Raw genomic sequence first — 15,245 nt, 5'->3', positions numbered from 1 at the left:
TCCCGATAGCTATCGGGACGCGAATTTTCAGTTTGGTGTGTACTTTCTAAGTAAATCGCTAAACCACGTAACTACCCATCGCCTGAACGTTATAACACATTTGACCAAACCAAGAAACATTGAGTAAATTAAAGGAATTAATAGACAGAATTATTGAGTTCGGGACAAATGAAAAACTTGTGTCCGAAAATAAAACGCTTGAAATTCAAAGACTGTTAGTTGGAATTTACGCTGAATATCTTAATGTAGAAACGGAATTTGACGAAACTGATTATAAAGAACCCTTACGTGTAGATTATGAGGGAATAAGAAGTGTAGTAACTGAACATTTTCCAGATTTTGGTTGGTATCATTCTGCTTGGGAAAGTCATAAGATTAATGAAGAGCCGGATTTAGTTACAGAAGATTCAATAGATGATTTGACGGATATAATAAAAGACTTACTTGAGGTTCAATGGAGATTTGAGAATAACAGCGAAAAAGATGGAATTTACCAATTTGAGTTTTTAATGAAACATCATTCTGAACAACATCTTGTGAATTTATTGAAATACTTAAAAGACAAGAACGAATAAAATGTTTCCTGCCGACAGCGAATTTTCGACCTTATACATTACATATTTTGTAATGTTTGTATTTCTACTTTTTAGTATTTTAAAGTCAAAAAATAAAGTGTTTTACAAATGGAATTTATTTAGCTGTAATGATTGACATATTTTCAGATTCAGAAAATTTTAGTTACAGGAATTCACTTGCTGTTTTATTCTATGGAGGATTATTTGTGCTTTTACGCTATATAATAATCGGAATTATAAAACTATATAAATCAGTAGTAAAAAAAAACGTGTTACAACACTGTGTATAATTAATGGCTTTGTTATCGCCTACTTACGACAATCCTCACGGATTTTCTATTCGTTTTTATTTGTTAAATTCAATGCTTAAACACGCCACTAATCATACACAAAACCGTTTTGGTTAATTAAAAACTCAAAATATGACACATCAAGAAATCTTGAGAAAGGTTGAATGGAAAGACCTGAAGAATTTGACAATTCGAGAAATGCTCATCGAGAATAATTTGACAATCCCATGGGCATTGTCTTCTTGGATTCTTGCTTATTTCGAATATTATTGGATAGCTCTTCCCTGCTCTGCCTTTTTCTTCCTGACAGGGTTAAGACAGGTACATAATGGATTTCATAATTCACTCGGAACTAACAAATTCCTGACTTGGCTATCCCTCTACTTAAATAGTATTCTAATGATTGTTTCAATTCATGCGGTCAAATTCAATCATCTAAGACATCATAAATATTGCTTATCTGAAAAAGACCAAGAAGGAAAGGCAGCTCATATGACTTGGTTTGGAGCAATTTTATACGGTCCAATTCACATTTTCAAGATTCACCAGATAACATGGAAATTCGGAAATAAAAAGTATAGAAAAAACATGGTTATAGAACTTGTTTCTATTGCATTGTTTATCTCAGCAGTAATGTATTTTAATATTCATTGGCTCATCTACCATATCATAGTCATGGTTGTAGGCGAATTTTTGATGGCATTTTTTGCTGTTTGGACAGTACATCATGACACGCATGAAACACCTGAGCTAGCCAGAACACAAAGAAGTGGATGGAAAAATAAGCTTACGTTTAGCATGTTTTATCATCTTGAGCACCACTTGTTTCCGGCAGTTCCCACAATCAAGCTTCCTGAGTTAGCTAAAAGAATTGATGAAAAAATCCCTGAAATCGAAAAGAAACAAACATTTTAGAATATAAACTAACCACAACAAAGAACTGAGGTAAAAAAATCTCTTTTTAGTATTTTATTAATGCATTACACCTCTGTAACCAAGATCATAGGGCAATCCAGATTTAACTATGAAAAATGCCTGTTTTAACAGCTTGTTACACACGGCTTATTAGGGCCAGTTTCTTACTCTAGCCTTTATAAGCCACCAGTCGTTCATATGAAGCCTTACAGGGTGCGTTAAACTTACTAGCATTAAAACTGCACATAAACAGAAGATTTCTCAGCTTTGCGTTCCCCATTTTACTGATTCTAGGACGCCCTTTTACACTGCTTCCAGATTCACGTATCATAGGCGTGATGCCAGTTAACTGCAAAGTTCTTTATAGGGTTCAAAACGACTAAAATTATTCGTTAGCACAATTACTGATACAGCTATGCCCTTGCCCTTTAAAAAATATGCCAGCTGTAAATGATAATACCCTGTAGCTTCCAAAACACAGATAGCATTTTCAGGTAACGCTTTCGCGAAAGCATTAAAACCCACCACACTGTTTTCAAACTGGTATAACTCGCCTGATGGTGTGCATACATCGTAGAATCCCTGCTGATATCTACACCATAAATCTGATTATCTTTATTCCTAACAAAAGAAGATTGTAAAGCGCCACTCTACTGCAGATTCAACAACTTAAAATCGAGATTGAGGTCTCACAGAACTGAACGAATTCCGAGTAGAAGAGCGTAGGGATTGTCAATGTTGACGAAATCCCGGTTTCTACATATATCTTAACCTTAGTCTAAGCTCTGATTCTTTATGATTAATATCTTTAAATGTAATCCATTGCTAACTTGAGATGTTTATAAAAAATAGCGGTTTAGTCGTTTAAACGAATGAAGATTAATAAATTAGAGATCATTGTCAAACTGAAATATTAGTGTGTCAAATCCACTACTTTTCATATACAAGACTGTTGTGTGTCATTTAAAAAAAATATGGAAGACCTGAATGAAATAGAAAAAAAACTCAACCTGACTTTTCCAATGGTATATAAAAAATTCTATTTGGAATGTCAAAAATCTATTCCAAAAGGTATGGTTGGAACTGACTTATTTCACAATAAAAATGAGCTAAAAGAATGGGCTTTAGAATTGTTAGAAGAAGATAATGCTGAAAACTTTCTGACTGACAATGACTTTGTTTTTATGATGCACCAAGGATATATGTTTTGGTATTTTAAGATAGACGGAAGTGAAAATCCAAGTGTTTATTTTTATCGAGAAATGAGCTTAAAACCAGATAAATTAACTGATTTAAAAACATTTTTATCGGAATATCAGAAAAACTAAAATGTCTAATGCAAAAAACAAATTCTAAATTCTTAAAAATTCAATTAGAAAAATTTCTATCAGAGAATGAAGTAGAAAACTTCATTATGGAAAATTTTGAGAAAATGGAATATACTATCGAATATGACTCAACTGAAAAACAAGAATCCAAAACAAATTCAGATGATATTATGAGATTATAGTCCTTACCAAATGTGATTGGAAACCAATTAAATTTGAATGACGTCTGTGAAAGTTTAGTTACCCACAAAAATGAAATTCCTCTTTGGGTAAAAATAGAATCAACGGATGATAATAATTTTTTGAAGTTATTAATAAGTAAAAGATTTAGAAAAATAAGAATTATTGAAGAATGGCACGAATTGAATGAATACAAGCCAATTCTGAAAGAAAAATGCCACACGACACGGTATAAAATTAATGGCTAGTGCAAGCTTACTTACGAATCCCGATAGCTATCGGGACGCGGATTTTCTATTCGGTTTGTATTTGCTAAATTAGGTGCTTAAACCACGCAACTAATCTTATACAAATCCGTTCTACATCAGATGGCCAAAATCACGAAAGCAATTTTATTATGTACAGCTCTTCTACTTATAGGTTGTAGTAGGAAAATATATGAGTTTGACGACGGTAAACGAAAATCACAGTTCATTTTAAAAAATTCAAGATTTACGTATGTTGAGGAGAGCAACGCTGAGTCATTCAGATCTGCTGGAACTTTCTCTGCAACGGATACATCGATTGTCTTCAACTTTAGGAAAAGCTTGAAGCTTCCGTTTAGCCATGCAACCAAAAATATCAAAGTTATTTCTAGTGTTAACCAAAACGAAATTCCAGAAATCACAGTAATAAATAGTTTCGATGATTTTCCGGAATTCGATGCCCAAGTAATACTTCGCGATGCAGAATTAAAAACGCTTGAAAGGTTGGAAACTGATTTCGATGGAAAAGTAAAAATTAAAGAACCAAGTAAAGTTTATGAAGTAGAAATATCCAATAAAGTAGGCTCTGGAAAATCAATTTTTAAATATAAGCCTTACGCGAACAGCAATATCCAAGTTCATTTGTTAAATATTGATTATGGCGGCGAACCTATAGAAACACCTTGTCTTTCCGTACTCATAGAGCCGATTATAACTGCTGATATTTTAAGAGAAAACGAAACCGATAAGGTATTTGTTCTTAACAATTACAAATACAAGCTAATCGAATAAATACGATGTAGACCATTGGCTATACGCAATTGCCCGGTAATTGCTTATCCGAAAATTCCCGAGGAATTTTCTTCGGTTTGGGTATAATTGGATAGCGAAGACACTGAGACACACAACAGACGCATAGCCTAAACCGTTACCATCCATAACCCTATTACTTCAGAGCTTTTTTAAACTTTTACTCCGATTTAAAGCTTGAAAGATCCCTGAAGTACTCTCTCCTACCCCACTCTTCGCCAAATCATCTCTTGAGCAGATTGAGTGTCGGAAAACAGTCACAGCACTATTTATGGACACGGTAATCAGCAAGCGAACGGAACGAGCCGAGACATAGCATTAAAAGTTAGTATCGAACATTATTCCAGGGTATATGAAACCGCGGACTTTGAAGTTGGCGGCGAATCTGTCATCAACTCATGTCATGATTAACTGACGCTCAAAAAGACGTCCTGAATATCATGGCGGGCGTTACAGATGGTAACAAGGGCTATGATTCATTGCTGCGGAATTTTCTACCGAAAATTTCTATCTTGCCAGCAACGGCTTGGTGATAGGCGAAAATCCTAGCGGATTTTCACTGCAATGAAATCATAGCCTGGAACGTTAGGCACAATAATTTTTAAACATGAAAAATCGTCAAATAACATTTTCGAATAAATTAAGCCTTTATAAAAAATATCCAATACAGATCTTTATTGGAGGAATGTTCACCTTTTTTCCGTTGCTCATTTTTATACCTATTTCATTAATTCTCATTTCCCAAAGTAATGATACCCCTAAAGTAGATTACGACTCAATTTCGAATAATGGAATTACCTCGACAGCAACCATATCAGATATCGAAATAATCACCAATACCACGATCAACGGAGAACACCCAGCAATTATTAGCTATGTATATAATGCTGATAAAAGCACCTATGAAGACAAGGTTAAAATACTGGATTCACATAAGGTCAATAACTGGTCAATTAATGATACCATTGATATAAAACATCTGAATGGAAAGTCTATTATAGTCGATAGTAAGCCTTTCGAATTCCCATGGGGAATTTTTATCTTTATACCTTTCGTCTTTGCTGCAATCGGAATCCCATTTTTGATTTATGCAATCAAGAAAGTTAGAGCGGAAATCAGATTATATAAAGAAGGGACAGTTAAAACAGCAACTATACTGGCAATAGTGCCTAATTCAGGTCTACCTATAACAAATATTGGCCAATCGATAACAATACATTATCAATGGACTGAACTGAAAAAACAAACATCAAACTGTAAAACGACCGATTTCTCTATTTTGGGAGATTATAAAAAAGGAGATTTAATAAAAATATTGGTTAATGAAGATAAGCCTAGCATCACAACTATCTATCCCGATTTAATCGCAAAACAGAACTGCTGGAGCATCTAAAAGTAATGCCTAACACGCTGTATATGTGATGGCTGCTAAAGTGGTGTATGAGTTCGGGCTAGCGGGTATTTAGAAGTACGTCAATCCGCAGGATTGCCTTTGTGGTCAAATGAAACTATATTACAATCTAAACGCCACGAACACATACAGGTGGGCGTTGTGGTTAATGTCCAAAACCCAAGAAATTGAATGAACAAAACGATATTTGAGATTACCAAAATGGATTGTCCTTCAGAGGAAAATTTAATCCGAATGAAATTGGATGGAATTTCAAGCATTGCGAATCTGGACTTTGACATTCCTAACCGAAAACTGACCGTTTTTCACAGCGGACAAATTGACCAAGTCGAAAAGTCCGTTCTCGAACTGAATTTAGGCGGAAAGAAAATCTCGACTGAACAAACCGACCAAACTGAATTTAAAGAAAATGCAGACCAGAAAAAACTGCTCCGGACAGTATTAGCAATAAACTTTGCCTTTTTCCTAATCGAAATAACAACTGGAATAATCTCAAAATCAATGGGATTAGTTGCAGACAGTTTAGATATGCTTGCGGACAGTTTTGTTTACGGAATTAGCTTGCTTGCGGTTGGCGGAACACTGACAAGAAAAAAACGGATTGCCAAACTTGCTGGATATTTTCAAATAATACTTGCCATTATTGGATTTGTGGAAGTTTTAAGGAGATTTTTGGGAGACGAGAAACTTCCCGATTTTTCAACAATGATTATCGTTTCGATTTTCGCACTTATCGCAAATGGAGTTTGTCTTTATATTTTACAAAAGTCAAAGACTAAAGAAGAAGCTCATATGAAAGCGAGTATGATTTTTACTTCAAATGATGTGATAATTAATGTAGGAGTTATAATCGCTGGACTTTTGGTAAATTGGTTGAGTTCAAGTAAACCTGATTTGATTATCGGAACAATCGTTTTTGTTTTAGTAATTCAAGGAGCATTTAGAATATTAAAATTAAGTAAATAAATAAAAAACATTAACCACAACAATATATAATCGCAATTACGGCGAATTCGACTGATTCCGAATCCACTAGGAATTGCTAACCTCATTGCTAAACCGAAAATCAACGCATATTAACCCTAACTGGCGGTTATATGAGACCGTTACCTGCAAGCTAAAAAAGCCAGCAGCACAAATAGAACATTTGGTTTTGCCGATACACAAGCCAAAACTTAAAAAACAAAATAGCTATTTTTAGCCAACGCTCTACATTCCGTTAGCCGAAAAAAAATGTAAATTGACAACCGAAAAACAAAATAAAAATTAAACTAGTGAATGACTAAAAATATTAACCAAAATCCTGAACAAATAGCTCGTGATAAAATAGACGAAATGCTAAGTGAAGCTGGATGGTTAGTTCAGTCTAAAAAGAAAGTTGACTTATCTGCTGGAAAAGGAGTTGCAGTACGTGAATATCAAACTGATGTTGGACCTGCTGATTATGTGCTGTTTGTAGACCGAAAACCTGTCGGAATTATAGAAGCGAAACGTGAAGACGAAGGACACAGACTCACAGTCGTTGAGGAACAATCTTCAAACTACGCAAATGCTAAATTAAAATACTTAAATAACGACCCTTTGCCTTTCGTCTATGATAGCACAGGAACCATAACAAGATTTACAGATTATCGAGACCCGAAACCGAGAGGAAGAAATGTTTTTAGTTTTCACAAACCAGAAACAATTACAGAATGGTTAAAAAAAGGAAAAAGTCTTCGAGAAAGACTTTTATCAATTCCTGCACTAGATGAAACAGGACTTCGTCCTGCTCAAATTGTAGCAGTTAATAATCTAGAACATTCTTTCAAAAAGAACCGACCAAAAGCCTTAATTCAAATGGCTACTGGTGCTGGTAAAACTTTTACGGCTGCAACTTTTGTATACCGTTTACTAAAACATGCCAACGCTAAACGTATTTTGTTCTTAGTGGACACCAAAAACTTGGGTGAACAGGCAGAACAAGAATTTATGACCTTTCAACCCAACGATGATAACCGAAAGTTTACAGAACTATACAATGTACAGCGCTTGTCTTCTAGCTACATAGCTTCAGATAGTCAGGTTTGTATTTCCACCATTCAACGCATCTACTCTATATTAAAAGGAGAAGAGCTAGACGAAAGCGCCGAACTCGACAATCCAAATGAGAATTCGTGGTTGCAAAACAAAATGGCAAAAAATAAGGCTGTTCCTGTGGAGTACACCCCAAAAGTACCCATTGAACAATTTGATTTTATAGTCATTGATGAAGCACACCGTTCCATTTATAATTTATGGAAACAAGTATTAGATTATTTTGATGCCTTTTTAATTGGTTTAACGGCAACACCTGATAAAAGAACCTTTGGTTTTTTTAATGAAAATGTAGTGAGCCAATATACCTATGAAGAATCGGTTACTGATGGTGTTAATGTGCCGTATGATGTGTACACTATAGAAACAGAAATTTCTCAAAAAGGAGAAACCATAAAAGCAGGTTGGTTTGTAGATAGAAGAGATAAGCTTACGCGAAAGAAACGCTGGCAACAAGAAGATGAGGATACCGAATATAAACGCAACGATTTAGATAAAAAAGTTGTCAATCCTAGTCAAATTAGAAACATCATTCGAGAATATAAAAAGGCTTTAAAAACGACTATTTATCCCAATCGTATTGATGAAAGCGGAGAATACGAAGTGCCAAAAACACTAGTGTTTGCAAAAACAGATAGTCACGCAGATGATATTATTAAAATCATACGTGAGGAATTTGATGAAGGCAACGATTTTTGCAAAAAAGTAACTTATAAAATTGAGGAAGACCCAAAATCGGTATTGAACCGTTTTAGAAATTCGTATTATCCACGAATTGCAGTTACCGTTGATATGATTGCAACAGGAACAGACGTAAAACCTTTAGAGGTTGTATTGTTTATGCGAGATGTAAAAAGCATCAACTATTTTGAGCAAATGAAAGGTCGTGGTACACGAACGATTAATAGTGATTCTTTACAACTCGTATCTAAAACCGCAAAAACCAAAACGCATTTCGTCATTGTAGATGCTGTGGGTGCAACCAAATCTAAAAAGACAGATAGTAGACCTCTGGAACGCAAAAAGTCGGTACCAATGAAAGATTTATTGGGAGCAGTAACAATGGGCGTTGCAGACGAGGATTTGTTTTTGTCTTTGGCCAACCGACTCATTCGTTTGGAAAAACAAATCACCGAAAAAGAAAAGGATAGATTGTTGGAATTTTCTGGTGGTAAAAACTTAAAACAAATTACCAAGGAGTTAATTACTGCTTACGACCAAGATGCCATTGAAACCAAAGCACAAATTGAGATAGATAAAATTCCTGTGCAGGACGTGACACCTGCTTTAAAAGAGTCCGCTTTCGCGAAAGCGCAACAAGAATTGATCCTCGAGGCCAGTAAAACTTTCAATGGAGAATTAAACGACTATCTGGACAACGTGCGCAAACAACACGAGCAAATTATTGATAGCATAAACATAGATACGGTAACCAAAAGCGAATGGGAAACCACATCGGTAGACAACGCAACGGAAATTGTAAAAGACTTTACTGAATATTTAGAAGCCAACAAAGACGAAATTAAGGCTTTGAGTATTTTTTACAATCAACCGTATAACCGTAGAGACATCACGTTTAAAATGATAAAAGAAGTGATGTCAACACTGCAATTAGAAAAACCATTATTAGCACCTGATTATGTTTGGGATGCATATTCAACTTTAGAAGACGTAAAAAGCAAACAACCTAAAGACGAATTAACTGCGTTGGTTTCTTTAATTAGAAGAGCTTGTGGAATAGACAGCGAATTAAAAGCCTACGATAAAACTATTGAAAACAATTTTAAAACGTGGATTTTTAAGCAAAACGCAGGACAACACAATCGCTTTACAAAAGAACAATTAGACTGGCTACGAATGATAAAAGACCACGTAGTGAGCAGTTACCATATAGAAATAGACGATTTAGACTACACACCTTTTGATGCAAAAGGCGGCAAAGGGAAAATGTACCAACTGTTTGGTAAAGAGATGAACACGATAATTAATGAACTCAATGAAGTACTTGCAGCATAATGAGAGAAGATTGCGAAATAAATTACAAGGATGCTGTTTTTAAAATATCGACTACAAAACAAAAGTTAAAACAGAAAGAGTATTTACAAAATGGCGAAATCCCTGTAATTGACCAAGGTCAAAGTACTATTGGTGGTTTTACTAATGATAAAGAAAAACTACTTGATTGCGAATTACCAGTTGTTGTTTTTGGAGACCATACGAAAAATGTAAAGCTTATAAATTTTCCATTTGCACCTGGAGCAGATGGGACGAAAGTTTTACAACCTAAAAAAGGCATATTACCGAGATACCTCTCCTATGTAACAGAGGTTCTAGTATTCAAAATCAAGGATAATGGATATGCAAGACACTATCAACATATTGAAAAAGAAGATTTCCCTTTAGTATCTCTACCAGAACAAAAAGCAATAGTCAAAAAAATAGAAGAATTATTTAGCAGTTTAGATAGCGGTATTGCCGACCTTAAAAAAGCACAAGACCAATTGGTTATTTATAGGCAAGCGGTTTTAAAAAAGGCTTTTGAAGGGGAATTAACTAAAGAATGGAGAGAGAAACAAACCAATTTACCTTCTGCTGATGAATTGTTGGAGCAAATCGAAACTGCAAGACAGGTTTTTTATAATAGTCAAATTGAAGAATGGGAAATAGAACTTAAAAACTGGAAAGAACAAGGAGAGGTCGGAAAAAAACCTAAAAAGCCAAGACCTTTAACTATCCCAGATGCACCAAATAACGGACATAACGAAAGAAAATGGGACATACCAAGCGTTTGGGTTTGGACTCAAATAGGAAGTTTATGCTTTGTTACAAAGTTAGCAGGTTTTGAATATACTGATTATGTAAATTATGATATCGATGGTGATTTACCTGTATTAAAAGCAGAAAATGCTGGCACAAATGGTTTTAAGAAAACTGATTTTTCTAGAGTAAAATCCGAAAGCGTTAAAATGCTTAAGCGTTCCCAAATTTTCGGTGGTGAATTATTAATTGTGTTTGTTGGAGCAGGAACAGGTAACGTTGCAATGGTACCTTTCAATCAACGATACTTTCTAGGTCCAAATATTGGAATGGCAAGACCTTATTTTGATTTGAACTCAAAATATTTAGAATTATTTCTTCAATCTGCATTTGGTAAGAGCTTAATGATGTCAGCTGTTAAAGCAGTGGCACAACCATCTTTGTCTATGGGTACTATCAGACAAGCACCTGTTGCCTTTCCATCATTAAAAGAACAACACCAAATCGTCCAAGAAATAGAAAGCCGTTTATCGGTTTGTGATAAAGTAGAAAAAGACCTAGCAGATAGTTTAGAAAAAGCTCAAACCCTACGCCAAAGCATTCTTAAAAAAGCATTTGAGGGTACATTGTTAAGCGAAGAAGAAATTGCTAAATGTAAAGCAGATAAAGATTACGAGCCTGCGAGTGTTTTGTTGGAAAAGATAAAAGCAGAAAAGGGAAAATAACCAATGTACTATGTTTAGGGAGGTAATTCAAAAAATTAACACAAAGGCAAATTCTGAAAAATATGAAATTAGAAATTTCCAATTAACAAGAGCAAAAAAATACAATAGACGCGTAAGCGCGTATAAACTATTTAATGATAATAAGTCTTTTGTATTTGACGAGCATTATACATATCATTTTGGAGGCAGCAATGAATTTCAGTTTAATATCAGTGATGAAGGTTTGCTTGGCGAGCAATATATTTTTAGATATGGTCTTGCATTCTCTTTGCAAACAAGTATTAACACACCTAATCCTACTGTAGATAGAGTCCCTGAAATCCTAAAGTTTAATGATTTTGTAAAAAATAATAAAAGCTTTTTTTCTGGTTATAAGATGTGGATTTTTACCACAGGAAAGGGTAGAACTGATGCATTTGACGTAAGACAAATTAGAAGAAGTGAGATAAGGGAAGGAAAGTTTATATTCATAGGTAAATGGATAAATAAAACAAGTTCTGAAATAGATGAGGATGACATAGAGGTAATAGTAGATACATTAGAAAAATTATATCCTCTCTACAAACATGTTCAACTTAAAGAACCCTTTTCAATAGATGAAAGATATGCAAGATTAACCTGGAACACCAATAAGTGGCATCAACCTATTTACCACGATTGGGATAAAAAGCATCAAAACAATCCTAAAAAACTACATGAGGAAAAATATGGGTATGGTCATGAAGAATGGCTCTTTAACCCAAGATATCAATTAAATGGATATCAGTATGGTTTTATACAAGGGATTAATATGATGAAAAAAACACAGGATTTCATCAAGGAATTAACTCTTTTCACGATTGAACCCAAATCAAAAAAAAGATTTTTAATTGCTAAAGCAGATGATGTAGAAATAATCACTAATAATTCATTAGTTCAAAAAGAAATTCATCCACTTTTTCACAGATGGAAAAAGACAATGATTAATGAATTAAAGGAAATAGGAGTTGATTACAAATATTTTGATACCGAGGGATTTATACCAAATGTTAGATTTAGAACTGAAAATTTATTGTTATATGAAGATAATTTTGAGGCTAATAATTTGGATGGTCTCAAGTTCACCAGATTTAATGCATATAAGACTGAAAATCATTCAGAATTAAAAGATACAGATGAGCAAAAAGATATAAATGATGGATTTATTCCTGGAGAAGGTAGAACATCAAAAGGTCATAAGCGCGAAACAAAGGCGTCTTCAAAAGATGTAGTGAATTTTCACTCTGAGATAACAGACTATTTGAGAGATTATTTAATTCAAGAATGGAAATTAGATTTAAATACGAACTTGTCAATTGAAAAAACCAGATTAGATGGAGGTTTGATTGATGCTATGATTTTTCGGAATAATAAACACACTATTTTTGAGGTAAAAACTAGAACTACTGCTAAAGGAAATATGAGAGAAGCTTTAGGACAATTGTTTGAATATTCATTTTATAAACACAATTGGAATATTGAAAAAATGATAATCGTGGGTCCTGCAAAACCAAAGAAAAGAGATCTAGAATATTTACAAATATTGAATGAAATCATAGATTCCAACCTTGAGTATTGGACTTTCGCCTCAAATGAATGTATTTCATTGAATAATAAATTTAAAATATATAAACCATAAATGACAGACGCATCAATAATATCTAAAATATGGAACCTTGCTAACGTTTTACGTGATGACGGTGTAGGTTATGGAGATTATCTAGAACAGATTACCTATTTGCTATTCTTAAAAATGGCAGATGAGTTAAATAAACCACCTTATAATAAAGGATTAGTTTTTCCAAAACTAAAAGATGTAGAAGGAAATGAAGTTCCAGATGCAGATATAGCAAATTGGGAGACCTTATCCAGTAAGCGAGGTGCAGAATTAGAGTCCTTTTATAGCCAATTGCTGCGTACGCTAAGCACTGAAAAAGGAACGCTAGGTCAAATTTTTACCAAAAGTCAGAATAAAATACAAGACCCAGCCAAATTGCTAAAAGTCATCAACCTAATTGATAAAGAAGATTGGTCAATGATGGGCGCAGACATAAAAGGAAAGATCTATGAAGGACTCCTGGAGAAAAATGCAGAAGATACCAAAAGTGGTGCAGGACAGTATTTTACACCAAGAGCATTGATAAAAACAATGGTGGCTTGTATACAGCCACAACCAATGAAAACTATTGTTGACCCAGCCTGTGGTACTGGAGGTTTCTTTTTAGCTGCTTATGATTGGATTGTAGATAACAACAAATTAGACAGAGAGGAAAAAGAGTTTTTAAAGAACAAAACCTTTTATGGTAACGAAATTGTTGCCAATACACGTAGAATGTGCTTAATGAATATGTACTTGCACAACATTGGAGAAATTGACGGAGAATCGTTTATTAATCCAAATGATGCTTTAATTTCAGATGATGGAGAACGCTATGATTACGTGTTAGCTAATCCTCCTTTTGGTAAAAAGAGCAGCATGACCTTTACCAATGAGCAAGGTGAAATCGTAAAAGAAGATTTAAGTTACAATCGTCAGGACTTTTGGGAAACAACTTCCAACAAACAATTAAACTTCTTACAACATATAAAAACACAGCTTAAAATAAATGGAGAAGCCGCAGTAGTACTTCCTGATAATGTTTTGTTTGAAGGCGGAGCTGGCGAGGAAGTAAGAAAGCAATTAATGAAAACTGCTAACTTACATACCATATTACGGTTACCAACAGGTATATTTTATGCTCAGGGCGTAAAAGCAAATGTTTTATTTTTCACCAATAAACCTGCAAGTAAAGACCCTTGGACAAAAGAGGTTTGGTTTTATGACTACCGCACTAATGTGCATCATACCCCAAAGAAAAACCCAATGCGCCAAGAGCATTTAAAAGAGTTTATCGACTTGTACAATGGTCAAAACATTGATAAGCGTAAAGCTACCTGGAGCGAAGAAAATGAAGAAGGACGATGGAGAAAATATAACTATGATGAAATCATTGCGAGAGACAAAACAAGTTTGGACATTTTTTGGTTAAAAGACCAAAGTTTGACTGATTTAGATAATCTACCAGACCCAGACATTTTAGCGAATGAAATCATTGAAAACATAGAATCTGGACTGAATAGTTTTAGAGAAATAATGGAAACGATAAACGGAGAATCGGAATAAGCCAACGCTCAAAGCCATACACATTGCCAAGTCGCTCAAAAGCCAAGCGCTAAAGCCCAAACTTGACAAAAAGTATGTCTTCTGCCAACGCTAGCAAGTTTGCGGAAAGAAAAGCCAGCAGGTAACAACGTGCATAAAATATAGCTATTATAGGCTTTCCGAGAGTTTTTGCTTATTTAAAAAGTACGCCAAAATTTTAATTTGGTTATATTTATAAAAGAAAATCAAACATAAAATAAAAAAATCGGCTCGTGCTAAATACGAAAAGTTAGCGTTTATTTATACGCTACTTTTCATACACAAAACCGTTACCATCCATAACCCTATTACTTCAGATCCTTAAACTTTTACGCCGGTTTCAAGCTTAAAAGATTCCTTAAGTACTCTCTCCTTCCCCACTCTTCGTTAAATCTACTCTTGAGCAGATTGAGTAGCGGAAAACATTTGCAACGCCATTCACGAACCAAGGAGTCAATACACGGATAGAACAAGCCAGATCAACCAATTAAACCCTACTGGCGAATGTAACTACAGTATTAAAGCATCTGCGGACTTTGAAGTTGCCGGCGAATCTGTCAACTCATGTGAAGATTACGCGTCGCTCAAATGACGTTCTGAATGTCATTGCCGGCGTTACAGATGGTAACAAGGGCTATGATTCATTGCGGCCTAATTTTCTGCCGAAAATTCCTATCTTGCCAGCAACGGCTCGGTGATAAGCGAAAATCCTAGCGGATTTTCACCGAAACGAA

The 15,245-nt window shown here is 34.6% G+C and carries 11 protein-coding genes and 1 pseudogene; 11 read left to right on the top strand and 1 reads right to left on the bottom strand.

The genetic code is table 11. The annotated features are described in order from the left end of the window. Positions 1-119: 119 nt before the first annotated feature. Positions 120-575: a DUF5063 domain-containing protein gene (locus EGM47_RS12880; RefSeq protein WP_124981247.1), complete on the top strand. Its 456-nt coding sequence runs from the start codon at positions 120-122 to the stop codon at positions 573-575. 422 nt (positions 576-997) lie between these two features. Beyond that, the gene (locus EGM47_RS12875; protein WP_124981246.1) at positions 998-1,780 is read left to right on the top strand and encodes a fatty acid desaturase family protein; all 783 of its coding nucleotides are present in this window, start codon (positions 998-1,000) and stop codon (positions 1,778-1,780) included. 57 nt (positions 1,781-1,837) lie between these two features. Here the strand turns inward: EGM47_RS12875 and EGM47_RS16675 are convergent. Beyond that, positions 1,838-2,188, bottom strand: a pseudogene (locus tag EGM47_RS16675) (transposase); the annotation flags it as partial. A gap of 566 nt (positions 2,189-2,754) precedes the next feature. On the opposite strand from EGM47_RS16675, the gene EGM47_RS12865 reads away from it, so the two are divergent. The 9 genes from EGM47_RS12865 to EGM47_RS12830 all read left to right on the top strand — a co-directional run bounded on the left by EGM47_RS12865 (position 2,755) and on the right by EGM47_RS12830 (position 14,493). Continuing rightward, positions 2,755-3,108, top strand: coding sequence for an SMI1/KNR4 family protein (locus EGM47_RS12865; RefSeq protein ID WP_124981245.1), 354 nt, complete (start codon positions 2,755-2,757; stop codon positions 3,106-3,108). An 8-nt stretch (positions 3,109-3,116) separates the two neighbouring features. Then, positions 3,117-3,290, top strand: a complete 174-nt coding sequence (locus EGM47_RS16345; RefSeq protein WP_164510893.1) for a hypothetical protein — start codon at positions 3,117-3,119, stop codon at positions 3,288-3,290. Positions 3,291-3,656: 366 nt separating this feature from the next. Then, the gene (locus EGM47_RS12860; RefSeq protein ID WP_124981244.1) at positions 3,657-4,325 is read left to right on the top strand and encodes a hypothetical protein; all 669 of its coding nucleotides are present in this window, start codon (positions 3,657-3,659) and stop codon (positions 4,323-4,325) included. A gap of 625 nt (positions 4,326-4,950) precedes the next feature. Continuing rightward, positions 4,951-5,736 (top strand): hypothetical protein, encoded by a 786-nt coding sequence (locus EGM47_RS12855; protein ID WP_124981243.1) that lies wholly within the window; start codon positions 4,951-4,953, stop codon positions 5,734-5,736. A 189-nt stretch (positions 5,737-5,925) separates the two neighbouring features. Beyond that, positions 5,926-6,720, top strand: a complete 795-nt coding sequence (locus EGM47_RS12850; RefSeq protein ID WP_124981242.1) for a cation transporter — start codon at positions 5,926-5,928, stop codon at positions 6,718-6,720. A gap of 312 nt (positions 6,721-7,032) precedes the next feature. Further along, entirely contained in the window at positions 7,033-9,846 is a 2,814-nt protein-coding gene (locus EGM47_RS12845; protein WP_124981241.1) for a type I restriction endonuclease subunit R, read from the top strand. After that, positions 9,846-11,312: a restriction endonuclease subunit S gene (locus tag EGM47_RS12840; protein ID WP_124981240.1), complete on the top strand. Its 1,467-nt coding sequence runs from the start codon at positions 9,846-9,848 to the stop codon at positions 11,310-11,312. The genes EGM47_RS12845 and EGM47_RS12840 overlap by 1 nt, the downstream gene beginning before the upstream one ends. Before the next feature lie 10 nt (positions 11,313-11,322). Next, positions 11,323-12,969 (top strand): hypothetical protein, encoded by a 1,647-nt coding sequence (locus EGM47_RS12835; RefSeq protein WP_124981239.1) that lies wholly within the window; start codon positions 11,323-11,325, stop codon positions 12,967-12,969. Continuing rightward, entirely contained in the window at positions 12,970-14,493 is a 1,524-nt protein-coding gene (locus tag EGM47_RS12830) for a class I SAM-dependent DNA methyltransferase (protein ID WP_124981238.1), read from the top strand. Positions 14,494-15,245: the final 752 nt, after the last annotated feature.

The organism is Nonlabens xiamenensis (assembly GCF_003865345.1).
Lineage (GTDB): Bacteria > Bacteroidota > Bacteroidia > Flavobacteriales > Flavobacteriaceae > Nonlabens > Nonlabens xiamenensis.
This window is presented reverse-complemented; position numbering and strand designations above follow the sequence as displayed.